Here is a 26182-nt window from a genome sequence, read left to right as displayed (position 1 = left end):
GGGAGAGTGTGGTGTCCGCGATCGCGTCCTTGACCCTGGTGCCCAGGGACAGCATCACCGAGCTGGCCCGCCTGGCCCGCACATCGCCGTCGTCGCTCCACTCGTACCTGGCGGAACACGGGCGCGAGGCGCGGCAGACGTACGACTGGTCCGGGTACTGCATGCTGTACGTCCTGACCTATCTGGACGAGCGCGGCATCGACCTGGATCAGCCGGAGTTCAATGCCGAGTCCGAGGTCATCAACAGCGTGTACGGCTTCACCACGCTCATCACCGCGGCCCCGCGGTTGGTGGATCAGCTCGATCCCGGCGCGCACCGCGAGGAGGATCTGGTCGCCCACTTCGAAGAGATGGGGGTGGACTTCGAGGAGAGCGGCGCGGCCGGTCTGGACACGCTGAGGGTGTTGCGCGACAGCATCGCCGAACTCGCCGATGACCAGGTGTTGTTGCTGAACATCGGCTGAGGCCGACCCGGCCAGGTGGTGTCACCACCCCGGGGCGGTAGGCGCGGCTCCCGCACCGGCTGCGGACTCGTGGGTGACGGTTCCGCCGGCACCGAATGTCAACGCACCGTGCCGAGCTGCTTGACGTTTCGGAGCAGCGGTTCCGACTCGATCCGCTCCACACCGTCCAGCGAGCTCAGCTTCTCGGTCAGGTACCGGTAGAACTCCGGCATGTCCCGGCAGAGCACCAAGGCCTGCACGTTCGTCGGCCCAGTGGTGGCCGCCGCGAAGACGATCTCCTCGTGCTCGCGAAGCGCCGCACCGACCGCCGCCAGCCGGGACGGACTCACCGCCAGCCAGAGCAGGACCGGGGCCCGGAACCCGTACAGCTCCGGCTCGACCTCCACGTCGGTGTAGAGCGACCCGGACTCGAACAGCTCCTGCACCCGGCGGCGGGCGCTCGACTCCGGCCAGCCGGTGGAGGCCGCCAGCTCCGCGTAACTGAGCCGCCCGTCCCAGGCGAGCGCCTCCAGCAGCGGCGCGTCCGCGGAGGTGAGGTGCGCCGCCGACCGGCCACCGCCCGGCGCCGCCCAGACCGGGGTCAGCGCGGCGATCTGCTCGGCGGTCAGCGCGTCGTCACGAAGATCCGGGCCGACCGCCCCGCCGACGAACTGGTGAACCACGCAGTGCGCGCTGACCGAGGTCACCCGCGGGGTCCGGGGCAGCTTCTGTAGCAGCAGGGTCCCCCGGTCGACCGAGGCCGGCACCCGCACGTTGCAGACAATCTCCGTACCACCCGAGGTGATCGACACCCAGCCGGTATCCGGGCGGCGGGCCAATGCGCCAGCGATCTGCGCCGCCGAGTCCGGGGCGGCGCGCAGGCGGATCATCCAGGTCTCGTACCCCAGCTCGATGGGGTTGGGCATGCCGACCACCCGCAGCCCCGCCTCGGCGCGCAACCGACGGTAGCGCCGGGCGACCGTCTGGTCGGAGACGCCGAGCACTGTGCCGATCTCCCGGTACCCGGCCCGGCCGTTGATCCGCAGGGCGTGCGTCACCTGCCGGTCCAGATCGTCGATTTCCACCGCATAATCCTACCGAACGTCGAGATCCGCAGGAACCACGACTCGGACTAGCGATAATTGTGCTGGTACCGGCATCCTGCGATGCATGCGCAAATGGTCACCACTGATCGCCGTCTGCCTCGGCACCTTCCTCCTGCTGGTGGACGTCCTCATCGTCATCGTCGCCCTACCGGCGATCTCCGACGACTTCCACGCGGACTACACCGACCTCCAGTGGGTCATCGACGGGTACGCCCTGTCCCTGGCCGCCCTGGTGCTCGGCGCCGGATCGCTCGCCGACCGGTTCGGCCGCCGCCGCACCTACCTGAGCGGCATCGGCATCTTCGCGATCTCCTCGCTGCTCTGCGCGGTCGCCCCGAACGAGCAGGCCCTGATCGCCGGCCGAATCCTGCAGGGCTTCGGCGGCGCGGCCATGTTCGCCTGCACCGCCGCCCTGCTCAACGTCACCTACCACGGCCACGACCGGGGTGTCGCGTTCGGCATCTGGGGCGCGGTCAACGGCGTCGCCGCCGCGGCCGGCCCGCTCGCGGGCGGCCTGCTCACCGAGCACTTCAGTTGGCGCTGGGTATTCCTGATCAACCTGCCGATCTGCCTGGTCGCGGTCTGGTTCACGATCCGCGGGGTGAGCGAGTCCCGGGCGCCGCGGGGTGGCCGCTTCGACCTGCCCGGCACGATCACCTTCACCATGGCGGCGGCCGCCCTGACGTACGGTCTGATCCGCGCCGGTGACGCCGGCTGGACCGACGGCGTAACCCTGGCCGCGTTCGCCGCCGGCCTGCTCGCCCTGGTCCTGTTCCTCTTCGCCGAAACCCGCTCGGAGCACCCGATGCTCGACCTGACCCTGTTCCGCCGGGCGCCGTTCACCGTGCTGATCGTCGCCGCGTTCCTCGCCCAGGCCGCCGCGTTCAGCTACCTGCCGTTCAGCATGATCTGGTTGCAGCAGGTACTCGGCAATGGCCCCGTCGACGCCGGCCTGTACGGCGCCCTCCCGATGGCCGCCGCCGCCCTGGTCGTCGGCGCGTCCGCCGGCCGGTTCCTACAGCGGATCGCCCCGCGCTGGACCGTCGGCCTCGGCCTGCTCCTGATCGCCGTCGGTAACCTGCTACAGGCCAGGATCGACACGGACAGCACCGGTGCGACAATGATCCCCGGACTGATCGTGGCCGGTCTCGGCGTCGGCTGCGTGCTGCCCACTAACGCCTCGGCGGTGATGGCCGAAGTGCCACGCGAGCGCAGCGGGATGGCCGCCGGGGCGCTCAACACGTTCCGCCAGCTCGGGCTCGCGTTCGGCGTCGCGGTCTTCGGGACCGTCTTCACCAACCGGATCGCCGACGGGCACGGCTCGCCGGCCGGGTTCGCTGACGGACTGAACGCGACCCTGCTGATCGCCTCCGGAACCGCCCTGGCCGGCGGGATCCTGGTGCTCGTCCTGGTCCGCAAGCACGCCGCCGCGCCGGTCGCGGCACCGACCCTGGTACCGGCGGAACCTTCGGCCCATCGATAAAGCCGCTCGTCCCCGGGCGTGCGGCGCACCGAGTGTGACGCTGCTCAAGAGGGCTACCGTACGCCGCCCTGCGGCTGCGGGACCGCAGCTCGATTCGCCTACTTCCGTTGCGGCGCTAGTTGTCGTTGAGGTTGACGGTCACACCCTGGTCGGCGCATGCCCTCTGGAAACCCGCCACCGCGGCCCCCAGCGGCGCGATGAACCCGAGCGCCCTTTCCCTCTGCCCCTCCGGCAGCTGGGTCATCTGCCAGGCGATGTCGATCAGCGCGGTGCCGTGCTTGCGGATGTCCTCGTGCCGGGAGTCTTCGAACAGCTCGCGGGTCTTGCGGTACTCGGCTTCGGTGAGCTTGCCGTCGCCGGGGTTCGTGTTGGTGCCGTCGGGGTTCTTGCCCGCGGCCATCGCCTTGCACGCGGCAACCCCGGAATCCTCCTTGATGAACCCGTCGTACACGGCATATCCGCTGGCCGCGACCATCAGGACGGCGACGAGTGCGAGGCCGGCGATCAGCAGCGGCTTTGCGCGTGGGGTGGCCGGCGGCGGCGACGGCGGGAGGTCGGGTGCACCTGCCCAGGGTTCCTGCTGCCCGATCGGGTGGGGCTGAGACTGCTGCGGCGGGTACGCCGGACCGCCCTGCTGGTAGGGCGGCTGGGCTTGGTAAGGGTCGGTCACGGTGTGCTCCCCACGTGATTTCTGGCGCTGGTGTGGCAAGTTACCCGTCCTGACTCAGCCCCGAAAGGTCCACGGTGGGTAGACCGCCCGGTGCGCGCCGGGCGCACTGTCGAGGTCGGCCGGGCGGATCGCCGACACGGGCCGGAGGGGTACGGCGTTGACCGTCGCCGTCAACGCCGTACCCCAGCTCGACCTGGCGTCCGACGGACGCCCACCGGCCGACCCGGCCTCCCTTACGTGCGTGGCCGGTAGGTCAGGCGGCGGAGGACGAACTCGGCGGGGCCGGGGCGTCCGCGCCGGCCCAGCTCACGGGCGATCAGGACGGTGGCGAGCCACACGGCCACCGCGATGACCAGGCCGGTCACCGTGGGGCTGCCGAAACGGTCGCCGAGGGCGAGCGTGAAGGGTGCCAGGAGGAGGAGCCAGGCCACGGACTGCGTGAGGTACCCGGACAGGGAGCGCTGGCCCAGGGCGGAGAGTGCGCCGACGACCGGGCCGGATCGGGTGGCCCGCATGGCGATCAGGCCGAAGACGGCCACATAGCCGGGGCCGGCGAACATGCCGCTGGCGCCGTGGAGCAGCAGCGTCAGACCGGCTGTCGACTCGTCGACACGCAGCCATCCGGCGCTGAGCAGAGCGGCCGGGAGTCCTCCGACGATGGCCGTGCCGAGGCCGAGGATGGCGGTCCAGGTGAGCAGGGTGCGGTGGCGGGCCGGCTCTTCGAGGACGCGGCGGCGAGCGGCCCACATGCCCAGCCAGGCGATCATGATGAAGGGCAGGACGGTCAGGGTGTGCGCCGGCCATTCCCCGAGGCGGTCCAGCATCGCCGTGGCGTAGTCGGTCGCGGCGAGGGAGTCGACGTGTGTCGACGGCAGCGGTGCCGACCCGCCGGTGCCGCCGAGGATGGTGATGACCACGATGACGCCGAGGGCCAGCACCTCGACCGCCGCCAGCGCCCAGAGCACCAGCGCGATCCGGTGGACCCTGTCGCCGCGACGCAGGAGCAGCAGGGTCATCGCGATCCCGACGATGCCGTACGCGCCGAGGAAGTCGCCGTAGTAGAGCAGTGCGGCGTGCGCGAACCCGAACACGACGAGCCAGAGGTTACGGCGCAGCAGCACGGAACGGACCTGCTGGGGCGTGGCACCGGAGGCGTTCTGGCGGCGGGCGAGCTGGACGAGCCCGTAGCCGAACATCACGGCGAAGACCGGGTAGCCGCGGGCATGGACGAGGTCGAAGAGCAGGAGGTTGAGGCCGCTGTCGACGCCCTCGGGTGTGGCGTCGAGGCCGGGCTCGCCGGCGAAGACGACCCCGGCGACGTTGGCCAGCGCGATGATCAGCAGCATCGCTCCCCGCGCCAGGTCCGGCGCGAGGGCGCGTTCGGTGCGCAGCACCGGCCCTCTCGATGTCCGCGAAGCGGTGTCAGTACCCATGGTCATCTCTCCCCGCTGTCCCGATTTTAGTTTCATGGAGAAAGTATCACGGGCAAACTAATAGATCTGGCATGATGGGTCGGGTATCTGTCCGGGCGAACGTGGGAGCCCATGACCAGCGAGGACTTCGTCCCGGCGCCGCTGCGCCGGCTGTGGGGAATGCCAGAGTCGTCGCGTCTCGGACGACCCGCGACCCTCGACGTCAACGTGATCGTCGCCGCAGCGGTCACGATCGCCGACCGCGACGGGTTGGCCGGCGTCACGCTCCCCAAGGTCGCCGAGAGTCTCGGCTTCACGAGCATGTCGCTCTACCGGCACGTCGGGTCCAAGGACGAACTGCTCACCCTCATGGCGAACGCCGCACTGGGCCTACCGCCGACGATCGACGGCGGCGACTGGCGGGAGGGGCTGCGCGGTTGGGCATTCGCGCTGCGCGCGGTCCACCAGCGTCGACCCTGGCTGACCCGCGTACCCATCTCCGGGCCGCCCGCCGGGCCGAACCAGATCGCCTGGATGGAGACCGCGCTGGCGATCATGTCCCGCACCCACCTGGACTGGGCGCACAAGATCGGCGCCCTGTCCCTGATCAGCGGATACGTGGTCCAGTCGGTACGGCAGTACAGCGAACTCTCCGAGGGCAGGCCCCCGGGCCAGGGTCAGGCCGACGCCGAACGCGAATACGGCCGGGCGCTGGCGCGGCTCGTCGACCCCGCCCGCTTCCCCGAGATGGCCCGCCTGTTCTCCTCGACGCTGTTCGAGGCACCACCGTCGGACACTCCCGACGCGACAATCGCCGACGCGGACTTCACCCTCGGGCTGGAGCTGATCCTCGACGGCATCGCCGTCCGGATCGAGCGCTCCGACTCCTGACCAGACCCCGGGCCGGATGGCCGCGCCGCCTACCGCCTTGGCACGCTCCAGATCGGGCGCTGGGGCTCGTCGTTGTGCACGACGATGTCCGCGCGACGGGTCGGGCGGGCAGTGGCGACATACAGCTCCTGGGAGGGGATGTACCGCTCGCGCCACCGTCGTTCGACGACGGCCCGGGTGGACAGCCGACGCTCGCGGAGCACGGCACGATCGACTGTCTTCTCCGGCGCCGTCGACACGAAGACACGCAGCTCCCACCTGTCGACCAGTTCCGGGCGCAGGAGGAAGACGCCGTCGAAGACCAGCACGGCGTCGACCGGGGCGGTCGTGACCGGCGGAGACACCGTGGCATCCGCGCGGTGGTCGTACACCGCGTGCTGGAAACGTCGATCGCCGCCCGGCCCGAGCGGATCGAGCAGGACCCGGGTCAACGCCTCGCGGTCGTGCGTGTCGTGGTAGCAGCCCTCGGCCGAGTACTCGCCGCGCGGATAGCGCTGGGCCCGGGGAAAGAGGAAGTCGTCGACCGTGGCGCGGATGACGTCGCGGCCCTGGTCGCGCAGGACGATGGCCAACTCGTCGGCGAGGGTGGTCTTGCCGGCGGCGGGTGGTCCGTCGACGGCGACCCGCGTCGGGTGGGCGACGGTGACGGACCCGACCGCCTCGGCCAGGTGCCCGATCAGCTCGTCGCGGGTGCCCTGCACCAGGCCACCGTCCTCTCCGGTCAGGGGCGGTACGCGTTCGTCTTGATCGTGTCGACGAACGCGTCCCAGGCGGCGGGCGCGAAGCTCAACATCCCGGCATCGGGCGCCGTGGAGTCGCGGACATCGACCTGGACGCGGCGGTCACGCACCTCCACGCACTGGCCGTTGTTGCCGGAACGGCTGGACGTGCGCCAGGCGTTACGTTCCATGCTTGCTCAGCTCCTTGACGAACGTGATCGACTCGGCAGGCGACATCGCCAGCGTCCTCAGATTGTCGTACGCCGCCGACAGTCGCGCCAGGTCGCGGCTCGACTCCAGGAACAGCTCACCGGCCAGGGTCTCGATGTAGCCCAGTGGTGGCTCATCCCGCTCGAAGCTGAGCAGGGCGAAACCGCTGCTGATCGCCAGGTGGGCGCCGGCCCCGAAGCGCAGCACCTGGATCGTCACGTTCGGCAGTCGACTCAGGGCGACGAGGTGATCGAGTTGCTCCCGCAGCACGTCCGGGCCGCCGACCTCGGTGCGCACCGACGCCTCGGACAGGATGGCGTGCATCCGCAGCGGAGTCGGTTGCCGGCGCAGCACCCCCTGCCGGGTCATCCGGGCGGAAACCCGCTGGTCGACGGTCGCCTGGTCGGTCTCCCGGCCGATGACGTTGACCTCGCGGGCATAGCTCTCGGTCTGGAGTAGACCGGGCACGAGCATCGGCTCGAAGTTCTTGAGCTCCACGGCCTCGATCTCGTACGCGATATAGGTGGCGTACTTGCCACCGAGGCGCTGCCACCACCCGTCCTCACGCAGACCGCGTGCCTGATCGAGCAGCGAGGTCCCCGGCTCCTCGTCAATCTTGACGCCGTACGCGACAAGCAACTCCATCACGTCACCGACCCGAGGTCTGATCTCGCCCGACTCGATCCGACTGATCCGAGACGGTGAGCAGTCGACGATCGCCGCTGCGGCCTCGCCGGTCAGATCCTTCGCTTCGCGGAGCTTGCGGAGTTCCCGGCCCAGTCGCCGAGAGCGCGGTGTCGCTGGCGTAAATCGAGGCATGTCGTGATTCTGCGCCCTGACTCGCGTTTCTCCATGCTCTGCCGCACGTGCTCGGCGTGTCGATCATGTTGATTGCCTTGCTTTGCATCACATGATGCGCAACTCTGATGACTGTCGGCCACGGAGCTTCACCCGAGCGTGAGCTACGGCATGGCGACCTCCCGACCTCCGGCTTCGTCAGAAAGCGAGAGTGCGCATGGCCTCTGAAGTCGTGTCGATCGTGTTCGGCGGCCTGGTGCCCGGCTTCCTGGTCGGGCTCCTCGCCTTCCGGGTCAAATCGCGCTGGTGCCCGCGCTGCGGGGAATCCACCGACGCCGTTGAGCCGTCGCCGGAGCGGAAGCGATGACCGGGACCAGCCGCAGCGGCAATGAGCCGCCGATCGGGCGACGGATGGCCGAGCTGCGGGCACGTCGGGGAATGAGTCAGCAGGTCTTCGCCGACCGTATTCGCCGGTCGAAGAGCTGGGTGGACAAGGTCGAGCGAGGAGTGCGTACCCTCGACCGGCTCTCGGTGATCGAAACGGTCGCCGCGGCCCTCGGCGTCGCCCCGGACGTCCTGCTCGCGGGCAAGGCCCCGCGCGAGCCGGCCGCCGAACCCGGCGGCGACGTGGAACGCCTCCGCGCGGCGCTGGCCCGCTACGACCTACCCGACTCCGGCAACGACGGCAGGCCAGCGCCGTCGTTGGCTCAGCTCGATGCCCAGGCGGGGTACGCGTGGACGGCGTACCGCAACGGTCACCACCCCCAGGTGCTGCGCCTACTGCCCGATCTGCTCTGCGACAGCCGCACGCAGCCGGGAGACGCGGCGGATTTGCTGGTGCGGGTGTACCGGCTCGCCGCCCAGGTGCTGGTCAAGCTCGGTGAGGCCGACCTGGCCTGGCTGGCCGCCGATCGGGCGATGAACGCTGCCGCCGGTAACCCTTGGCGTGCCGGCCTTGCGGCGATCTCGCTCACGCAGGCCCTGCGATCCCTGCGGCGAGGAGGGTTGGCGGTGACGGCCGCCGTCGCCGCCATACACCAACTCGACCTGGCACCGCCCCACGTCCGCCAGCCCGGCGTAACCGGGACCCTGTTGATCGAAGCGGCGCTCGCCGCCGCCGTCAGCGGAGACGCAAGCGCGGCAGGCGAACTCACCGAGCGCGCGGCTCGCCTCGCCGAAGGCCAGCGTCAGCACGACTGGGACGGCATCGGATTCGGTCCCGCGCCTGTCGACCTCGCCCGCGCCCTGATCGCGATGTGGTCCGGCGACCACCAACTCGCCGTGACCACCCACCTCCGGGTAGCCAGCGGTAACGCCTGGCACCTGCTTCCCGCCGAACACCGGGCCGCCCACCTGATCGACATCGCGCACGCCTATCTGGACCTCGGAGACACACGCGCTGCTGGTCGGACGCTGGTTGCCGCCAACCGGATTGCCACCTGGGAGACACGAATTCGCCCCGTGGCTCGGGCAGCGCTGACTGCTGTGTTCCGCGCCGGACCCGGTGCGGTCGACGTGTCCCGCCTGGCCGACACCATCGGACTGACGCGAGAACGGTGACCCGATCGCGCACGTCGTGTCGGAGTGGCCGCAGGGCTCCGACGACCAGTTGCCGTTGGACCACTGCACGACTGTCGGGCAGATGACACCCGACTGCTCGTCGGTGCCCTCCGCCCCTAATGTCCGGGCACGCCTCCGCCATGGTGGCGTTCTTCGCGGTGGGCCGGAGGTACCACCATGCGAACCAAGCCGCGACTATCGCCGGTGATCCGCTGCGGATGTGCAGGTCAGGAGCGTGGCTCGGCGGCCCGGCGCAGGATCAGGCGATCTGACGGAGATCGCTGCCGTAGTCGAAGATGATCCGCATTCGCGCGCCCAGCGCTCGGGCGTACCGGCTCAGGGTCGCGACCTCGTTGGCCTCCAGGTCGCCGTTCTCGATCTGGCTGACCCGGCCCGGCGTGACCCCCATCAACTCGGCCACCTGCCGCTGAGTGAGACCGAGCCGCTTACGCTCCTCGGCAAGGTGGAACGCGCTGACCCACGCCTCGGTACGGGCGCGCTCCACATCGAGCGCGTCGTCGTCCCCGTCGTGCAACTCGGCACGGATGTCGTCCCAGTCATGGAAGTCGCCCATCAGCCCTCCCTCCGTTTCCTCTCAAAGGCGAGCCAGCCTTCGTACGCGACCTCGGCGACCGGGATCGCTTCCTCATACCATCGAGACCAGTCGCCGGCCTTGTTGCCGGCCACCAACAGCACCGCCTGCGACCAGGGATCGAAGACGAACAGAACCCGGATGGCGACTTCCCGCCCAGACCTCGGCCGTAGCTCCTTCAGGTTGCTGATATTCGAACCTTTGAGCGTGTCGACCAGTGGACGCCCCAAACCCGGACCGGCGTCAGCGAGCATGTCGATCGCCACGTTGACCGACCGGTACGTTGCCGGATCGGTTTGGCGCAGCGAGCGCAACCAGTCGCGGACATCGCTGGTCGTCCTGATCGCCCAGCGACGATCGGAGCCGTGAGGCATGGGGCTAACTATAGCCCAGCCTATACCCTGAGACAGCATGCGAAGCGAGAAGCGCAGGTCGAGAGCCGAATGACATCGGTCGGTGGAGCCGAGGTTGCGGCATGCGAACCAAAGGATCGTGGCACAGGGTGCCGACCTGGCCCTCCTCTGGCGGGCCCCATACGTTGACTCGGCCGCGGCCTGGGCCTGCTTCGCCCGGTGCTACACGGTCGAGAACAGGAGTGCGCGGCAACGAGCAGACTGGTTGGATCGCTGAAATGGCCCGCTTATATCCGGAGATCGAACCCTTCGCACACGGCATGCTCGACGTCGGGGACGGCCACCTCGTCTACTGGGAGAGCAGCGGCAACCCCGCCGGAAAGCCAGCCCTGGTGTTGCACGGTGGCCCCGGCTCCGGAGCCGACGCCTCCTGGCGGCGACTCTTCGACCCGGCCGCCTACCGGGTGGTCCTGTTCGATCAGCGGGGATGCGGGCGCAGCACACCAGACGCGGGCGACGTGCGAACGGACCTGTCGACAAACACCATGCCGCACCTGCTGGCGGACATCGAGAAGCTGCGCACGCACCTGAACATCGACAGGTGGCTACTGCTCGGCGGATCGTGGGGTAGCGCCCTCGGCCTCGGCTACGCCGAGCGGCACCCCGACCGGGTCACCGAAATCGTGCTGTTCAGCGTCGTCACCAGCACGCCGGCAGAGCACAGGTGGCTCACCCGCGACCTCGGACGGATCTTCCCCGAACAGTGGGAGAGATTCCGCGACGGGGTGCCGGTGGCCGAACGCGACGGCAATCTGCCCGCCGCCTACGCCCGCCTGCTCGCCGATCCTGACGAGGGCGTGCGGGACCGGGCCGCCCGCAACTGGTGCGCCTGGGAGGACGCACTCGTCTCGAACCTGCCCGGCAGTCGACCTGACCCTCGATACGAGGACCCGGCGTTCCGGATGACCTTCGCGCGTCTCGTCACCCACTACTGGGCGCACGACGGTTGGTTCGCCGACGGCGAGTTGATGGCCGGTGCACACCGGCTCGCCGGCATTCCCGGTGTGCTCGTACACGGCCGGCTCGACCTCGGGAGCCCGGTCGACATTCCCTGGCAGCTGTCCAAGGTGTGGCCCGAGGCACGGTTGGAGCTGATCGACGATGCTGGCCACGGCAGCGGGCGCGGCGTCGGCGACGTGGTCATCGACGCCTTGGACCGCTTCGGGGCCGGCTGAGGTTCGCGGAGATCAGGCGATCGCCGAAGGTCGCTGCCGTAGTCGAAGATGATCCGCATCCGCGCGCCCAGCGCTCGTGCGTATCGGCCGAGGGTCGCCACCTCGTTGGCGTCCAGGTCGCCGTTTTCGATCTGGCCCACCCTGCCGGGCGTGACTCCCATCAGCTCGGCCACCTGCCGCTGGGTGAGGCCGAGACGCTTGCGCTCCTCGGCCAGGTCAAACCACTGGCGCATGGGGCCACGCACGTTAGACTAAGCCCTTAGCTAACCGAGGAGGTCGCGCCATGTCGGCTGAGGCCGTGCACTACAACATGCACGATGCCAAGACCCATCTGTCGCGCATCATCGAACGGGTCGAACGCGGCGAGGAGATCATCATCGACCGCGCCGGTACGCCGGTGGCGAAGGTCGTGCCGCTGGTCCGGCGAGCCAACCGCACCGCAGTCGGCTCCCTCGCCGGACAACTGGACCTCTCCGGCGACTGGGACTCACCACAGACCAACGCCGAGATCGCCGCCGACTTCGGCATCGGCGCATGACCCTGCTGCTGGACACCCACGTCGCGCTCTGGGCCATCACCGGCGACGCGACCCTCGGCATCGAGTTCCTCGACCAGCTACGCCACGAGCCGGACATCTTCCTCTCCCCGGTCACCCTGTGGGAGATCACTATCAAACAGCGGGCGGGGAAACTCCCCGGCCCCCCTGACCTCGCCGAGCGGGTAAGAGACATGGGCTTCCGCGAACTCCCGGTGACCCACGCCCACGCCATCGCCGCCGGCCGCCTGCCACCGCATCACCGCGATCCGTTCGATCGCATGCTGGTGGCCCAGGCGATCACCGAGAATCTGACCCTGGCCTCCCGCGACGCGTCGATAGCGCTGTACGACGTGGACGTCCTCAAGGTGTGATCGGCCGGGTCCAGCAACGCTTGATGCCGACGAGGGGCCTACCCCCAACCGCGCACGCTGGCCGTTCGGCCGGTGCCGTTCCGAGCAACGCCGGTTGTTCGATCTCCGAGATACCGGCCGTGGCCTGCAACTTCGCGGGTCTTGAACCCTCCGTTGGTGCTTCCGTTTCGGTGGGGCGGGCGGGACTCGAACCCGCGACCGAGGGATTGCGAGATCAAACTGCCTGTCCCACCAACCTGGGCACCCGGCGGTCTACCAGCGGAAACACCTCTCAACATCTCATACCACTCCCCCGCCGTCCGCCGACCTCTTGCGGACCAGATGCGGACTGCTCACCCTGCGAAGCCGGCATGTGCGGCACTCAGTCGAGGCAGAACTCGTTGCCTTCAATGTCCTGCAGCGTGTAGCACGACTCGTTTTCCTCATCGGCATGCTGCAGCAGCACAGGTGTCGCGCCGAGCGCGATCAGCCGTGCGCCTTCGGCCTCAAGTACGGCCAGACGCTCGGCGCCCACGAGCCCCGCGCCGGTCCGCACATCGAGATGTACCCGATTTTTTACTACTTTGCCTTCTGGGACGCGCTGAAAGAACAGTCGCGGGCCGACGCCGGTGGGGTCGATGCAGGCCGACCATGCGTCCCGCTGCTCGGACGGCAGGGCGAGGTTGTAGTCCTCCCAGCTGGCAAACCCCTTCGGTGGTGGCGGCAAGACGTACCCCAACACCTCGCACCAGAATCGAGCGACGCGCCCAGGCTCCTTGCAGTCGAAAGTGACCTGGAACTTCTTGATCGACTTCATGGCTTCACCCTAACTAGGTCGTTGGCAACCATCGAGCCTCCACTGTCCGGTCAGCTAGGCAGCAGGGTACGCAACAAGCGCACGAGCCTCCCGACGCTGCTGCCATCCCGTCTGCCGCCGAGCGTCGCCCCGTCGAACCTGGCCTCGCCGCTGAACGTCGCCCCGACGAACAGGGCGGCGCCGCTGAACGTCGTTGCGATGAAGGCGGTGTTGTGGAGGTAGCAGCCGCCGAAGTTGGCGTTGATGAGGGTTGCTTCGGTGAGGCCCAGGACCAGTTTCGGGCCCCAGTACGAGGGGTTGAGTTTTCCTTCGAGGGTTGTGGGGCGGAGGTGGCGGGCGAGGATGCGTTGGGCGGCGAGGCGGACCTGGCGGTCGTCCCGGGGGTCCACGGCTGGTTTGTCGCTGTCATCGGTGGCGGCCACCGAGGCGGCTTCGTCTGCGGGTGGTGGGGTGACGGACGTGGGGGTGGTCAGGTCGTCGGGTGGGGTGTAAGGCATGCGTAGGTAGGCGCAGATCACTTCCACGATGCTCTGCCGGTGGATCGGGTTGTCTTGGGCGAGGCGTTCCAGGGCGTACAGGCCGGCAAGGCGGACCGGGGCCCTGTCCGCGCCGAGTTGGTCGGCGGCCTTGACGTACAGCTCGGTAACCCGTTTCTCCCCGGCGTCGTACTCGGTGGCCTGCTGGGTGCGCTCGGCCAACTGCTGCCGACGAAACGCCAGCAGCAACGCGAACGCCCCGGTCACCGCCGCGCCGATGGTCAAGCCTGTGCGGATGGACTCCACCCGCAACCGCGCCCGCTGCACCCCGTCACCCACCGCCGGCACCGAGTCCTGCAACCAGGCGACCGCCGCCCAGGTGACCACCCCACCAGGACCACAGCGACCGGGATCACCCACGACCGCAAGGGCTGCACCTGCCGATCCGGTGGCATAGGCGCGGCAGGCAGCTCAGGCTTCACGCCGTTCCGCTGCCAGAGCAGCACCCCCGCGACCAGGACCGCCACGCCTACCGCCGCCGGGGCCAGCACCGGCCATCCGGTAGCCAGGACACCCCACCAGGACCGGGGAACCGACACCAGCGCGACCGACAGCAGAACCAACCCGCCGACCGCCATCAGAGCGACACTCAACCGTCTTGTCACGCTCTGGAATCATGCCCGTACGCGTCAAACCACGGGCCTGCCCCGCACGAGCTGCGGCGCACGGCGGCAAGTCTGACGGTGGCCGAGGGTGCCAACGTCAAGGCGGTGCAGCGGATGCTCGGGCACGCCTCGGGTCGTGCTGCTGCGGACTCCGTGCGGACTGAGGGCGTCGGTCCGGACCTCGATGCAGCTCGCCTGGGTCGTCGCCAGCATGGCTGATCAGGCGAAATGGCTGGTGGGGCGGACGGGACTCGAACCCGTGACCGATCGATTATGAGTCGACTGCTCTAACCGGCTGAGCTACCGCCCCGAAACACCGCGCCGGATCTTATCCCGCTCGGCGATCAGCAGCCAGCACCGTGCCGGCCGATGCCCACGCCTGCACCAGCACGATGGGCTACAGGAATATAACAGCGTGCTCGGGTACGCCGGTCAGCCGGCGCGCAGCTCGTCCAACACCGCCCCGGCGGCCCGCCATCCGCTGGCGAGAGCACCCTGGATCGATGGGCTGTCCCGGTGGTCACCGGCCACGAACAGGCCCTCCCCCAACGACACGGGCTTGCGCAGCCGCCCCTGCGGTGGCGGTGCGGCGGGCAGCGCCTGGGGGACGGCCACTGTGGTGAGGTGGGTCCAGTCGGCGGTGGATCGGCCGTACAGCCGGGTCAACTCGGCCCGGATGGTCGGCTCCGGTGGGGCGGTCGGGCCGACCACCGAGGTGGCCACCAGGTGCCGGCCGGCGGGCGCGTAGGTCGTCGCCGCGTTGCTGAGCACCACAGTGTTGGCCACGATCTCCCGCCGGTCGCCGTCGACGAGCAGGATCGGCTCGGTGAGCGGCGGCTCCGGAGCGCTGTGGTAGTAGGTGGTGTAGCTGTGCATGCGTACCGTCGCCAGGGCCGGCAGCAGCGCGGGCGCCGCGGGTGGGTCGACGGCGACCACGACGGCCCGGCAGTGGATGTCGCCGGCCTGGGTGCGGACCCGGCCGGGGGCGACCTCCGCGACGGGGGTGTCCAGGTCGAGCAGGTCGGCGGGCAGGGGGTCGGCGATGGCCCGGGGCAGCGCGGCCATGCCCTCGGCGGGCAGGCCGATCCGGCCGCGGGCGAAGGAGCGCAACACCATCGCGAGTACGTGGCTGGACGTGGCCAACTCCCGGTCGATGAACACACCGGACAGGAATGGCCGCAGCAGCTCCTCGATGATGGCGTCGGAGAGGCCCGCCCGGCGCAGTGCCGTCTCGGCGCTGGTCTCCGGCGCGGCGAGCAGCCGGGACACCGGCAGTGTGGCGCAGCCGGTCGCGAGCGCGGCGAAGCGGAGCCGGTCGAGCAGGGAGCCGATTCCGGCGAGCGCGGTGCCGGGGGCGCCGGTCGGTTCGCGCAGCGGGTTGACCAGCCGCAGCAGGTCGTCGCCCCGGCGCACCAGCACCCCGGAGGTGAAGTACCCGAGGTGCAGCCGGTCGGTGTCGAGCAACGTGCCGAGCTGCGGGTAGGCGGTGTTGAGCACCTGGAAGCCCCGGTCGACGAGGTAGCCGTCGACGACGTCGGTGGCGACCCGACCGCCGAGCCGGGCGCTGGCCTCCAGCAGCCGCCAGGGCACGCCGGCGCGGTGCAGCCGGCGGGCGGCGGCGAGGCCGGCCAGGCCACCGCCGACGATGACCACGTCCGTCTCAGCCAGCATCGCGCGCCTCCCGCTCACCGTTCGCCCGGGACAACCGGCCCGGCCACCAGATCTTCGGCCCGATGTCGTACGCGAGCGCGGGCACCAGCAACGACCGGACGATGATCGTGTCGATCAGTACCCCGATCGCGACAGCGGTACCCAGCTCGACGAGCAGCACCAGTGGCAGGACGGCGAGGGCGGAGAAGGTCGCGGCGAGCACGATGCCGGCGGAGGTGATCACTCCGCCGGTGACGGCGAGGCCGGCGAGCACCCCGGCGCGGGTGCCGCGCTTGACCGACTCCTCCCGTACCCGGCTGGTCAGGAAGATGTTGTAGTCGATGCCGAGGGCGACCAGGAAGACGAAGGCGAACAGCGGGAACGACGAGTCCACCCCGGGAAAGTCGAACACGTGGCGGAACAGCAGCGCGCAGAGGCCGAGGGTCGCCGCGAAGCTGAGCAGCACGGTGGCGATCAGCAGCAGCGGGGCGAGCAGCGCGCGCAGCAGCAGGGCCAGGATGACCGCGATGACCACAAGCACCACCGGGATGATGACGTTCTGGTCGCGCTTCGCGGCGTCGGAGGTGTCCACGTTGATCGCGGTGAAGCCGCCGACCACCGCGTCCGCGCCGGCCACCCGGTGTACGGCGACCCGCAGCTCCCGGATGGTCCGCTCGGCGCCGCCGCTGTCGGGCGGGTCGGCCAGGGTCGCCTCCAGTTGCACCCGCCCGTCGACGACCTTGGGTGGGGCGTTCTCCGTGGGTGGGCCGGTCTGCGGGCCGGCGGTGCGGGGGCGGACGTCGGCGACGCCGGGCACGCCCTGCGTCACCTGGGCGACCTGTCGGGCCGTCTGCTGGGTGGTGAAGATGGTGGCCGGGCTGCCCGTGCCGGCCGGGAAGTGCCGGGCGATCACCTCCTGGCCGTCCACCGAGTCGGTGCGCTGGGTGAGCAGGTCGGACTGCCCGAGCGTGGTGGCACCGAGCTGGGTGAGACCCAGCGTGAGGGCGGCCAGCACGACGGCGGTGCTCAGCCAGATCGGTCGGGCGTGCCGGGCCACGAAGCCGGCGACCCGGCTCCAGATGCCGTGCTCGGCGCGCGGGTCAGCCTGGTCGGCTCGGGGCCGCCGTGGCCAGAACGCCCACCGGCCACCCAACACCAGCAGTGCGGGCAGGAAGGTCAGCATCACCAACAGGGTGGCGGCGATGCCGATGGCGGCGACCGGGCCGAGCGCCCGGTTGGAGTTGAGGCTGGACAGCAGCAGGCAGAGCAGGCTGACGATGACAGTGCCGCCGGAGGCGATGATGGCCGGCGCGGCGCCCCTCCACGCCGTCCGCATGGCGTCCCACGGTCGGTCGTGGCGGTGCAACTCCTCCCGGTAGCGGGCGATCAGCAGCAGCGCGTAGTCGGTGCCCGCCCCGAAGACGAGCACGGTGAGGATGCCCTGCGCCTGCCCGTTGAGCTTCACCACGTCCGCGTCGGCGAGCAGGTAGACGAAGACCGAGGCCAGGGCGTACGACATGCCGGCGGCGAGCAGCGGGAAGATCCAGAGCACCGGGCTGCGGTAGACCACCAACAGGATGACGAGCACCACGACCAGCGTGACAAGCAGCAGTGGCCCGTCGATGGCGGAGAACACCTTGATCAGGTCGGCGAGCAGGCCGGCGGGTCCGGAGACGTCCACGGTGAGCCCGTCCCGGTCACCGCCGGTGATGTCACGGAGCCGTTCGACTACCGCTTCGATCTCCTCCCCCTCGGCGTCGTCCACCGGCACGACGACCTGGAGGGCCTGGCCGTCCTCGCTCGGGATGGGCGGGGGCAGTGGGGTGAGCACACCGGGCACCTGGGCGAACCGGGCGGCGTCGGCGCCGACCCGCTGCCGGTCCGCGTCGGTGATCCCGGCCGGCCGCTCGTAGACCACAAGTGCCGGGATGGTCTGCCGGTCGACGAAGTCGTCGGTGAGGTCCTGGGCGCGGGTCGCCTCGGCGTCGGTGGGCAGGAACGCCGCGTTGTCGTTGGTGGCGACCTCGCTGAGACGCCCCGCGTACGGGCCGGCCACGCCGCCGATCACCAGCCAGGCCAGCACGACCGCCACCGCGATCAGCGTGGTCCTGCCGCCCCGTCCCGACATCCGCACTCCCCCATGGATCGACGCGGTGGAGTTTGCGTCAACGTCGACCATCCTGCCGGCCAAGCAGGTCGAAAGGACCGAAACCGTAATCCCAACGGCGTCGATCAAGGAGTTGTGGTGGTGGACGAAAGGCTCAATCACCACTCAACCCGGCACCACAACTCCATGATCGACGGGGGCTGGGGGTGGGGGTGGGGGTGGGGGTGGGAGGGGGTACGGGAACGCCCGTCGGCCGGGGGCCGACGGGCGTTGGGTGGAGAAGCTCCCCCGATTGGACTCGAACCAATAACCTGCCGGTTAACAGCCGGCTGCTCTGCCAATTGAGCTACAGGGGATCGTGCACCGCCCGGCCCCGGATCATGCTGGTGCCGTGCGACGGGAAAAGAATACAGGACATCCCCCGGTGGTGGTCCAGTGGGTTCCGCCCCGTACGCCGATGATCGAGGTGCGCAGGCCAGGGCCCGCAACGCATCGACAATTAGGGTAAATCGTCATCCCGGCACAAGTATGCGTGAGCGGGGAGCAGGATGGGTAGTTAGCTGCGGACAGAGGACGCAGGCGCGAACAGGTCGCCTTCCGACGGGGCAACTCGCCGGGGCGACGGCGCGTCAGGTACGGAAGGAGCCGCCATGCGCGGAAAGATCATGTTTCTTGGCGGGCTGGCTGCGGGATTCGTCCTGGGCGCCCGTGCCGGCCGGGAAAAGTACGAGGAACTCGTTGTTCGGGGCCGCAAGGTGCTCGACCACCCGACCGTCCAGGAGGCGGCCGGGGTCGCGCAGGCCCAGGCCAACAAGCTCTACAGCGAGGGCAAGGACAAGCTCGGCCAGACCAAACTGGGCGAGAAGCTGGGCACCGGCAACGGCAGCACCGGCAAGCAGGAGCTGACCGCCGCCGACGACGCGTTCGCCGGCACGCCCGCCACAGTGGGCGCCAAGGCGGGCACCAGCACGGTCGGCACGACCTCCGGGTCGCCGTCGTCCACCAACACCCCCCGCACCAAGCCGTCCGGCTCGGGCACGAACGCCAGCACGCTCTGACCAATCGCACGTTGACGGGCCGGTCGCCGCAGGGCGACCGGCCCGTGGTCTGTCCGGAGTACTGTCAGTCCTTGCTGCTGAACGCCGCGTCGAAGGCCGCGCTCGGGGCGTCGAAGGCGAGCCGGCGGACGAACTGCAACGCCTCCGGGGCGCCGAGCAGCCGGTCCATCCCGGCGTCCTCCCACTCGACCGAGATCGGGCCGGTGTAGCCGATCGCGTTCAGGGCGCGGAAGCAGTCCTCCCAGGGCACGTCACCGTGCCCGGTGGAGACGAAGTCCCAGCCACGGCGCAGGTCGGCCCAGGGCAGGTGCGAGGCGAGCCGGCCACGCCGGCCATCACCGGTACGGACCTTGGCGTCCTTGCAGTCCACGTGGTAGATCCGGTCGGCGAAGTCGAAGATGAAGTTCACCGGGTCCAGCTCCTGCCAGACGAAGTGCGACGGGTCCCAGTTCAGCCCGAACGCGGGCCGGTTGCCGATCGCCTCCAGCGTCCGCTTCGTCGTCCAGTAGTCGTACGCGATCTCGCTGGGGTGTACCTCGTGCGCGAACCGCACACCCACCTCGTCGAACACGTCGAGGATCGGGTTCCACCGGTCGGCGAAGTCCTGGTAGCCGCGCTCGATCATCGACGGCGGCACCGGCGGGAACATCGCCAGGGTGTGCCAGATCGACGACCCGGTGAAGCCGACGACGGTCTTCACGCCGAGCTTCGCCGCCGCCCGCGCGGTGTCCTTGATCTCCTCGGCGGCCCGCTGGCGGACCCCCTCGGGCTCCCCGTCACCCCAGATGCGGCCGGGCAGGATGTCCTGGTGCCGCTCGTCGATCGGGTGGTCGCAGACCGCCTGACCGACAAGGTGGTTGGAGATCGTGAAGACCTCAAGGTTGTGCTTCGCGAGGGTCTCCCGCTTGCGCTCGACGTACGAATCGTCGGCGAGCGCCTTGTCGACCTCGAAGTGGTCGCCCCAGCAGGCGATCTCCAGGCCGTCGTAGCCCCACTCGGAGGCGAGCCGGCAGACCTCCTCGAAAGGCAGATCGGCCCACTGGCCGGTGAAGAGCGTGATGGGTCGCGCCATTGTTCTACTCCCCTGTTGTCATGGGGGATTCCAGGTGCGGACCGGGGCGAGGGTGACCGGACGTACGCGGCACCGGACGGTCACCGGCGGGTGCGGAACACACCTGAGCCCGGCGGGTTGCGCCTCCCACCGGGTCACCGGCCACCAACACGGTCGCCGCCCCCACCCTATTTCCGTGGCACCCCATTGCGAAAGCCCTGCGGCCCGATCATCATTCGGCCATCTCCTCGGGTGCCGGCAGGGCGGCCCGCACGGTGAAGCCACCACCGGCACGCGGGCCGGCGGACAACGTGCCTCCGAGGCGTTCCGTGCGCCTGCGTACCCCGAGCAGACCCCGACCGACCTCGGAGCTGCCACCGCCGGACGGCAGAGGGCCGGCACCCTCGTCGCGGACCTCGATGGTGATGCCCGTGGCGTCGTAGCGCAGGCGGACCGCGACCGGCGCGCCCCGGGCGTGCCGGCAGGCGTTGGTCAACGATTCCTCGATGATCCGGTACGCCACTGCGTCGACCGGCCCCGGCAGCGGCCGGGGTTGCCCGGCCAGGGTCCACCGCACCGGCTGGCCGGCGGCGAAGCCCTCCACGAGCGCGTCGAGGCGGGTCAGACTGCCCGTCGGATCGAACGGGTCGTCCAGCTCCTCCGGCCGCCGAAGCGCACCGCGCAGCCGATGCCCCTGCTCCAGCACCATCCCGCGCCACTGCGCGAACCGCCCCATGCAGGTCAAGGTACGGCAGTCGACTGCGCGCCGGACTCCCGCGTCACCGAACCCGCGCCCCTCCCGGTCCACCCCGAGTGCCCCGACCCGGCGGGGTGAGCGGGGCGGGGCGGGCGGGGTGGCGGGGTGGGGCCGACGTTGTGGGCGTCGGCCCCACCTGGCCTGGTGGTTAGGGCAGCGTCCACTTCTGGTTGGCCGCGCCGAGGCAGGACCAGAGGTGTACGGCGGTGCCGTCCGCCGAGTTGTTGCCGGAGACGTCGAGGCACTTGCCCGACGACGGGTTGCGCAGGCTGCTGTCGGAGGACTGGGCCGCCCAGTTCTGCGCGCCGCTGCCGTTGCAGGTCCAGAGCTGGATCTTGGTGCCGTTGGCGGTGGCAGCGCCGTTGACGTCCAGGCACTTGCCCAGCGCCCTGATTGTCGAGCCGGACACGGTCCAGGTCTGCGCCGCGCCGCCGTTGCAGGTGTAGAGCTGGATCTGGGTGCCGTCGGCGGTGCCGCCGCCGCGCACGTCCAGGCACTTGCCCGCCAGGCCCTTGATCGGGCCGACGCCGGGGGTGCCGCCGCCGCCCTTGACCAGGGTGAAGTCGTCCAGGTCGAAGAGCCCCGTGCCGCTGCCGGTGAAGGTGAGGTAGAGGTTCTGGGTGCCGGACGGGACGTTGGCGAGTGTGGTGGTGACGTTGGCGTACGTCGACCAGCCGCCGGTGTTGGGCACCGCGACGCTGCCGAGCACCGGGCCGGTGGCGGAGCCGGTACGCACCTGGATGGTGCCACCCGCGCCGCCGGAGACGACCCGGGCCGTGAACGAGGTGACCCCGGTCAGGTTGACCCCGTTGTACGCGGCCCAGTCACCCGGCTCGATGTAGCCGAGGGTCTGCCCACCGTTGGCGCCCTCCTTGGCGAACGCGGAGACACCGTTGGCCGAGGTGAACGCCTCGGCCTGGATGGTGCCGGTGGGCGTCGGGGTGGTGCCCAGCTCCTTGATCCGGATGTTGCGGAACGCGACGTCGTCACCGGTGCCGTGGTTCTGGATGCCGATGTGGCCGGCGAGCGAACGGACCGGGTCGGTGTTGGTGAAGTCGTTGATCTTCACCCCGTTGAGGAAGACCTGGAGCCGTTCGCCCTCGACCAGCAGCTCGTAGGCGTTCCACTCCCCCGGCGCGTTCAGCGCCGCGTCACGGGCCGCGGTGTCGGCGGCCTTGTACGTGTAGACCGCGCCGGTGGTGCGGTCGACGGCGTCGGTGGCGTCGATCTGGACCTCGTAGCCGTTGTTGATCGCCGACTGCGGGTCACTCGACGGCGGGAAGCCGATGAAGATGCCGGAGTTGTCGTCCCCGGCCATCTTCCAGTCCAGCTTGAGCGAGTAGTTGGTGAACTGCTTGGCGTTGTACCAGAACAACCCCATGCCGCCCACCGACGTCAGGGTGGCGTCGGAGTTGGTGAAGTTACCCGGGCCAGCCTGCGACCAGCCGGTCGTCGAGCCGTTGTAGAGCGGGGTGTAGCCGGTCTCCGGACGGCAGTCGGCCTTGCTCCGACCGGAGGCGTACCGGATGCCACCGAGCAGGTGGGTCCGGAACGCCGGCTCCGCGTACGAGGCCTGGGTGTGCCCGGCCCCCGTGTAGAAGGACCGGCCGCCGTTGTAGCTCTTGCACCAGCTCAACGGATGGTCGGCGCCCATGCCGCCGCCGGAGTACGACGACTCGTCGAGCGTGGCGAGCACGTGGGCGGTGGAGCGGGCGTTGGTGCGGTAGTTGTACCACTCGTCGGTGCGGGTCCAGGTCTGCGGCAGGTGCCCGGTCGCGGCGTGCGCCCGGTCCTCCACCTTGACGTTGGCCTGCTGGATCGCCGGGTGCGAGGCGAACCACGCGCCCACCAGGTTGCCGTAGAACGGCCAGTCGTACTCGGTGTCGGAGGCCGCGTGCACGCCCACGTAACCGCGACCGGAGGCGATGTACGACTCGAAGGCGGTCTGCTGGGTGGCGTCGAGCACGTCGCCTGTGGTGTTGAGGAAGACGACCGCCTCGTACTGGGCGAGGTTGGCGGTGGTGAACGCGTTCGCGTCCTCGGTGGCGGTGACCGTGAAGTTGTTCGCCGCGCCCAGGTCGCGGATGGTCTGGATGCCGACCGGGATCGCGTCGTGCCGGAAACCGGCGGTCTTGGAGAAGACCAGTACGTCGTACGCGGCGTCGGCGGCGCTGGCCGGGCTTGCGGGGGTGGTGCAGGCGATGACGGCGAGTGCGGCCATTGCCGCACCGAGGACGGGTCGCAGGCGTCTGCGCATATCGCTCTCCTAACTGTGGTTAGGAAGGGCCCCCTGCCCAACCGTAGGCGGTGACAGGGGGCCCCACCACTCAGCTCAGGGCAGGATCCACTTTTGGTTGGCCGCGCCGAGGCAGGTCCAGAGGTGGACCGCCGTGCTGTCGGCGGAGCTGTTGCCGGAGACGTCGAGGCACTTGCCCGACGCCGCGTTGCGTAGCGTGCCGTCGGCCTGTGCGGCCCAGTTCTGCGCGCCGGTCCCGTTGCAGGTGTAGAGCTGGATCTTGGTGCCGTCGGCGGTGCCGGCGCCGGCGACGTCCAGGCACTTACCCAACGACTTGATCGTGGAGTTCGGCGTGACCGCCCAGGTCTGGGCGGCGCTGCCGTTGCAGGTGTAGATCTGGATCTGCGTGCCGTCGGCGGTGGCGGCGTCGCGGACGTCCAGGCACTTGCCACCCAGACCCTTGATCGGGCCACTCCCGCCGGTGGCGGTGCCGGTGACGAATGTGAACGCGTCAAGGTCGTAGAGCGCGCCGGTGCCCGACCCGGCGAAGGTCAGGTACAGGGTGGTCGTACCGGTCGGGGGGTTGGTGATCGTCCCGGTCACCGTGGCGAACGTTTCCCAGCCGCCGGTCACCGGGACCGTGGCCGAGCCGAGCACCGTGCCGGTGGCCGAGCCGGCCCGGACCTGGAGGGTGCCGCCGGCACCCGCCGAGGAGACCCGGGCGTTGAACGAGGTCACGTTGCCCAGCCGGTACGGCTGGAACGCGATCCAGTCACCGTTGTTGATGTCGCCGACGGTCTTGCCGCCCTCGGCCGTGGCCTTGCTGAACACGTTGATCCCGGACGAGGTGCCGTAGAACTCGGCCTGCCGGTGCCGCGGCGGCAGCGTGTGCTGGGTGTGGGTGGTGAGCCCGCCGGCGTCGGTGTACTCGGCGTCGAAGATCGCGAAGATGTTCGCCGCGTCGTCGTGCTCACCGTCGACCGGGATGGTGATCGAGCCGGAGCACCCGGTCTTCGAGGTGATCTGGTGCCCGTGCTGGTCGTGGCCGAGCACGTAGGTCATCTTGACCTTCGTGCAGTCGATAGTGCCGTCCTCCGGGTCGGTGACCGTGATGCTGTACGGCACCGTGTCGCCGAAGCTGAACAGCTGGCCGTTGCCGGGGTTGTTGATGGTGACAGTGGGCGCGGTGTTGCCGACGCTGATCCGCACGCTGCTGCTGCCGGTGGCGCCCTGCGGGTCCCGCACCGTCAGCGTGGCGGTGTAGGTGCCGTTGGTGGTGTAGGTCTTCGTCGGGTTGGCGGCGGTCGAGGTGGTCCCGTCGCCGAAGGCCCACGAGTACGTCAGCGCGCCGCCCTCGGGGTCGGACGAGCCCGCCGAGGAGAAGGTCACCGCGAGCGGTGCCGCGCCGGAGGTCCGGTTGGCGCCGGCCACGGCCGTCGGTGCCCGGTTGCCGCCGCCGACGTAGTCGAAGCGGTAGAGCGCCGAGTTGGCGTCGCCGTTGAAGTAGCCGGTGCCGTAGTCGAGCACGTAGTACGCGCCGTCCGGGCCGAACGCGGAGTCCATCACCTGCTTGCCGACCCAGGGAAAGGTGTCGATGGCGCCCCGGGAGCCGTCGGAGTTGACGTGGATCGGCTTGATCCAGCCCCGGCCGAACTCGGTGGCGAAGAACTGCCCGTCGAAGGACTGCGGGAACTTGGTGGTGGAGGTCGACGAGGCGTTGTACCGGTAGACCGGGCCACCCATCGGCGACTCGGAGCCGCCGCCGAACTCGGTCGGGGTGCCGGCGTCGCCGGCGTACCGGATCCAGGCCGGCTGGGCCGGCGGCAGGGTGGTCAGGCCGGTGTTGCGGAACGAGTTGTTCGTCGGCCCGCCGGCGCAGTTGTACTTCGCGCCGCCGGTGTTGGCGGCGAAGTCCCACTCGTTGTACGTCTCGGTGGAGGTGTTGGTGCCGGTGCAGTACGGCCAGCCGAAGTTGCCCGGTGCGGCGACCCGGTTGAACTCGACCTGACCGGACGGCCCGCGGGTGGAGCTGGTGGTGCCGGCGTCCGGCCCGTAGTCACCGACGTAGACGACCCCGGTGGCCTTGTCCACGCTGATCCGGAACGGGTTGCGGAACCCCATCGCGTAGATCTCCGGCCGGGTCCTGGCCGTGCCGGGCGCGAACAGGTTGCCCGACGGGATGGAGTACGTGCCGTTGGCGTTCACCTTGATCCGCAGGATCTTGCCGCGCAGGTCGTTGGTGTTGCCGGCACTGCGTTGCGCGTCGTACCCCGGGTTGCGGTTGGTCCGCTCGTCCAGCGGCGAGTAGCCGGCGGACTCGAACGGGTTGGTGTCGTCACCTGTGGACAGGTAGAGGTTGCCGGCGGCGTCGAAGTCGATGTCCCCGCCGACGTGGCAGCACAGGCCGCGGTCGGCCGGCACGTCGAGCACGTCGACCTTGCTGGACTGGTTGATCGTGAAGTCGGCGTTGAGGGTGAACCGGGAGAGGCGGTTCACTCCCTGCCAGGCGGAGAAGTCGGTGCCGGTGGCCGGCGCGTCGCCGCCGGGGGTGGACAGCGGCGGCGCGTAGTAGAGGAAGATCTGCCGGTTGCTGGCGAAGTTGGGGTCGACCCCGACGCCCTGCAACCCCTCCTCGTCGTGGTTGTAGACAGACAGGGTGCCGATCACGGAGGTGGTGCCGCTCGCGTCGGTGCGGCGCAGGGTGCCGTTGCGGGCCGTGTGCAGGACGGAGCGGTCCGGCAGCACGGCCAGCGACATCGGCTCGCCCATGTCGGTCACGCCGCGGGCGAGTTCGACCTGCTGGAAGTCGGTGGCGACGATCGTGTGCGCCTGTGCGGGGGCCGCACCGGCGGCCAGGGCGACGGTGCCGGCGGCGACCGCCAGCAACAGCGCCGAGCCAGCGGAGGACCACCGTCGGGAACGATGGTGTGGAGCGTCCTTCATGGACATGTGTGCTGCCCCTTCCTGACGAGTGACTGCCAGGCGGGCGCGCGCCGTCGCGCCGG

Annotated in this window: 26 protein-coding genes, 2 tRNA genes and 1 pseudogene; 10 read left to right on the top strand and 19 right to left on the bottom strand. The window is 69.9% G+C overall.

Annotated features, from left to right (window positions below; translation table 11 throughout):
- The first annotated feature begins 11 nt into the window (after positions 1-11).
- Complete coding sequence (locus AB0A95_RS00285; RefSeq protein WP_357553368.1) at positions 12-464, top strand: hypothetical protein; 453 nt, start codon at positions 12-14, stop codon at positions 462-464.
- Positions 465-562: 98 nt separating this feature from the next.
- Here the strand turns inward: AB0A95_RS00285 and AB0A95_RS00280 are convergent, their stop codons facing one another.
- Complete coding sequence (locus AB0A95_RS00280) at positions 563-1528, bottom strand: Lrp/AsnC family transcriptional regulator (protein WP_357553367.1); 966 nt, start codon at positions 1526-1528, stop codon at positions 563-565.
- Between the two features lie 85 nt (positions 1529-1613).
- Here AB0A95_RS00280 and AB0A95_RS00275 point away from each other — a divergent pair, with 85 nt between their 5' ends.
- Positions 1614-3032, top strand: coding sequence for an MFS transporter (locus AB0A95_RS00275; protein ID WP_357553366.1), 1419 nt, complete (start codon positions 1614-1616; stop codon positions 3030-3032).
- Positions 3033-3147: 115 nt separating this feature from the next.
- Here the strand turns inward: AB0A95_RS00275 and AB0A95_RS00270 are convergent, their stop codons facing one another.
- Together AB0A95_RS00270 and AB0A95_RS00265 are read right to left on the bottom strand one after the other, a co-directional pair.
- Entirely contained in the window at positions 3148-3702 is a 555-nt protein-coding gene (locus AB0A95_RS00270) for a hypothetical protein (protein WP_357553365.1), read from the bottom strand.
- 233 nt (positions 3703-3935) lie between these two features.
- Complete coding sequence (locus AB0A95_RS00265; protein ID WP_357553363.1) at positions 3936-5135, bottom strand: DUF418 domain-containing protein; 1200 nt, start codon at positions 5133-5135, stop codon at positions 3936-3938.
- A gap of 111 nt (positions 5136-5246) precedes the next feature.
- Between AB0A95_RS00265 and AB0A95_RS00260 the strand changes: the two genes are divergently transcribed.
- Complete coding sequence (locus AB0A95_RS00260) at positions 5247-6005, top strand: TetR/AcrR family transcriptional regulator (RefSeq protein WP_357553362.1); 759 nt, start codon at positions 5247-5249, stop codon at positions 6003-6005.
- Between the two features lie 29 nt (positions 6006-6034).
- On the opposite strand, the gene AB0A95_RS00255 is transcribed toward AB0A95_RS00260, so the two are convergent.
- Genes AB0A95_RS00255 through AB0A95_RS00245 form a run of 3 tightly spaced genes read right to left on the bottom strand, consistent with a single transcriptional unit; the run spans position 6035 to position 7753 of the window.
- Complete coding sequence (locus AB0A95_RS00255; protein WP_357553654.1) at positions 6035-6709, bottom strand: uridylate kinase; 675 nt, start codon at positions 6707-6709, stop codon at positions 6035-6037.
- A 17-nt stretch (positions 6710-6726) separates the two neighbouring features.
- Entirely contained in the window at positions 6727-6915 is a 189-nt protein-coding gene (locus AB0A95_RS00250; protein WP_357553360.1) for a DUF397 domain-containing protein, read from the bottom strand.
- Positions 6905-7753 carry a helix-turn-helix transcriptional regulator gene (locus AB0A95_RS00245; protein ID WP_357553359.1) on the bottom strand — a complete coding sequence of 283 codons (849 nt, stop codon included), beginning with the start codon at positions 7751-7753 and terminating at the stop codon, positions 6905-6907. The genes AB0A95_RS00250 and AB0A95_RS00245 overlap by 11 nt, the downstream gene beginning before the upstream one ends.
- Positions 7754-7964: 211 nt before the next feature.
- Between AB0A95_RS00245 and AB0A95_RS00240 the strand changes: the two genes are divergently transcribed.
- Both AB0A95_RS00240 and AB0A95_RS00235 read left to right on the top strand, forming a co-directional pair.
- Positions 7965-8099, top strand: coding sequence for a hypothetical protein (locus tag AB0A95_RS00240; protein WP_357553358.1), 135 nt, complete (start codon positions 7965-7967; stop codon positions 8097-8099).
- The gene (locus tag AB0A95_RS00235; RefSeq protein WP_357553356.1) at positions 8096-9292 is read left to right on the top strand and encodes a helix-turn-helix domain-containing protein; all 1197 of its coding nucleotides are present in this window, start codon (positions 8096-8098) and stop codon (positions 9290-9292) included. The genes AB0A95_RS00240 and AB0A95_RS00235 overlap by 4 nt, the downstream gene beginning before the upstream one ends.
- Before the next feature lie 259 nt (positions 9293-9551).
- On the opposite strand, the gene AB0A95_RS00230 is transcribed toward AB0A95_RS00235, so the two are convergent.
- Together AB0A95_RS00230 and AB0A95_RS00225 are read right to left on the bottom strand one after the other, a co-directional pair.
- Positions 9552-9866 (bottom strand): helix-turn-helix transcriptional regulator, encoded by a 315-nt coding sequence (locus tag AB0A95_RS00230; protein WP_120727370.1) that lies wholly within the window; start codon positions 9864-9866, stop codon positions 9552-9554.
- Positions 9866-10258, bottom strand: coding sequence for a type II toxin-antitoxin system RelE/ParE family toxin (locus AB0A95_RS00225; protein ID WP_357553355.1), 393 nt, complete (start codon positions 10256-10258; stop codon positions 9866-9868). Before AB0A95_RS00225 ends, AB0A95_RS00230 begins: the two co-directional genes overlap by 1 nt.
- Before the next feature lie 257 nt (positions 10259-10515).
- Between AB0A95_RS00225 and pip the strand changes: the two genes are divergently transcribed.
- On the top strand, positions 10516-11472 hold the full coding sequence (gene pip / locus AB0A95_RS00220) for a prolyl aminopeptidase (RefSeq protein ID WP_357553354.1): 957 nt from the start codon (positions 10516-10518) through the stop codon (positions 11470-11472).
- Positions 11473-11492: 20 nt separating this feature from the next.
- Here the strand turns inward: pip and AB0A95_RS00215 are convergent.
- Positions 11493-11705: pseudogene (locus tag AB0A95_RS00215) on the bottom strand (helix-turn-helix transcriptional regulator); the annotation flags it as partial.
- Between the two features lie 50 nt (positions 11706-11755).
- Between AB0A95_RS00215 and AB0A95_RS00210 the strand changes: the two are divergent.
- Positions 11756-12010, top strand: coding sequence for a type II toxin-antitoxin system prevent-host-death family antitoxin (locus AB0A95_RS00210; protein WP_132405220.1), 255 nt, complete (start codon positions 11756-11758; stop codon positions 12008-12010).
- The gene (locus AB0A95_RS00205) at positions 12007-12381 is read left to right on the top strand and encodes a type II toxin-antitoxin system VapC family toxin (protein WP_357553353.1); all 375 of its coding nucleotides are present in this window, start codon (positions 12007-12009) and stop codon (positions 12379-12381) included. The genes AB0A95_RS00210 and AB0A95_RS00205 overlap by 4 nt, the downstream gene beginning before the upstream one ends.
- Before the next feature lie 361 nt (positions 12382-12742).
- Here AB0A95_RS00205 and AB0A95_RS00200 read toward each other — a convergent pair whose 3' ends face one another.
- Entirely contained in the window at positions 12743-13177 is a 435-nt protein-coding gene (locus AB0A95_RS00200; protein WP_357553352.1) for a VOC family protein, read from the bottom strand.
- A 50-nt stretch (positions 13178-13227) separates the two neighbouring features.
- The gene (locus AB0A95_RS00195; protein WP_357553350.1) at positions 13228-14073 is read right to left on the bottom strand and encodes a pentapeptide repeat-containing protein; all 846 of its coding nucleotides are present in this window, start codon (positions 14071-14073) and stop codon (positions 13228-13230) included.
- Between the two features lie 11 nt (positions 14074-14084).
- Between AB0A95_RS00195 and AB0A95_RS00190 the strand changes: the two genes are divergently transcribed.
- Positions 14085-14537 (top strand): tyrosine-type recombinase/integrase, encoded by a 453-nt coding sequence (locus AB0A95_RS00190; protein ID WP_357553653.1) that lies wholly within the window; start codon positions 14085-14087, stop codon positions 14535-14537.
- A gap of 14 nt (positions 14538-14551) precedes the next feature.
- Here AB0A95_RS00190 and AB0A95_RS00185 read toward each other — a convergent pair.
- The 4 genes from AB0A95_RS00185 to AB0A95_RS00170 all read right to left on the bottom strand — a co-directional run bounded on the left by AB0A95_RS00185 (position 14552) and on the right by AB0A95_RS00170 (position 18431).
- Positions 14552-14628: transfer RNA gene (locus AB0A95_RS00185), tRNA-Ile, on the bottom strand.
- Between the two features lie 122 nt (positions 14629-14750).
- Positions 14751-15989: an FAD-dependent oxidoreductase gene (locus AB0A95_RS00180; RefSeq protein WP_357553349.1), complete on the bottom strand. Its 1239-nt coding sequence runs from the start codon at positions 15987-15989 to the stop codon at positions 14751-14753.
- On the bottom strand, positions 15979-18096 hold the full coding sequence (locus AB0A95_RS00175; RefSeq protein ID WP_357553348.1) for an MMPL family transporter: 2118 nt from the start codon (positions 18094-18096) through the stop codon (positions 15979-15981). The genes AB0A95_RS00180 and AB0A95_RS00175 overlap by 11 nt, the downstream gene beginning before the upstream one ends.
- A gap of 262 nt (positions 18097-18358) precedes the next feature.
- Positions 18359-18431: transfer RNA gene (locus AB0A95_RS00170), tRNA-Asn, on the bottom strand.
- Positions 18432-18725: 294 nt separating this feature from the next.
- On the opposite strand from AB0A95_RS00170, the gene AB0A95_RS00165 reads away from it, so the two are divergent.
- The gene (locus AB0A95_RS00165; protein WP_357553346.1) at positions 18726-19133 is read left to right on the top strand and encodes a hypothetical protein; all 408 of its coding nucleotides are present in this window, start codon (positions 18726-18728) and stop codon (positions 19131-19133) included.
- A 64-nt stretch (positions 19134-19197) separates the two neighbouring features.
- Here the strand turns inward: AB0A95_RS00165 and AB0A95_RS00160 are convergent, their stop codons facing one another.
- From AB0A95_RS00160 to AB0A95_RS00145, 4 genes are all read right to left on the bottom strand, one after another.
- A complete protein-coding gene (locus AB0A95_RS00160) occupies positions 19198-20205 on the bottom strand; it encodes a sugar phosphate isomerase/epimerase family protein (protein WP_357070937.1) in 1008 nt (335 codons plus the stop codon).
- A 211-nt stretch (positions 20206-20416) separates the two neighbouring features.
- Complete coding sequence (locus tag AB0A95_RS00155) at positions 20417-20920, bottom strand: ATP-binding protein (protein WP_357553345.1); 504 nt, start codon at positions 20918-20920, stop codon at positions 20417-20419.
- 169 nt (positions 20921-21089) lie between these two features.
- On the bottom strand, positions 21090-23198 hold the full coding sequence (locus AB0A95_RS00150; protein WP_357553344.1) for a ThuA domain-containing protein: 2109 nt from the start codon (positions 23196-23198) through the stop codon (positions 21090-21092).
- A gap of 75 nt (positions 23199-23273) precedes the next feature.
- Positions 23274-26126, bottom strand: a complete 2853-nt coding sequence (locus tag AB0A95_RS00145) for a PQQ-dependent sugar dehydrogenase (RefSeq protein ID WP_357553342.1) — start codon at positions 26124-26126, stop codon at positions 23274-23276.
- Positions 26127-26182 lie beyond the last annotated feature (56 nt).

Source organism: Micromonospora sp. NPDC049230 (assembly GCF_040647875.1).
In the GTDB taxonomy this organism is placed as follows: Bacteria; Actinomycetota; Actinomycetes; order Mycobacteriales; family Micromonosporaceae; genus Micromonospora.
The sequence above is the reverse complement of the archived record's forward strand: the minus strand, read 5'-3'. Positions and strand labels throughout refer to the sequence as shown.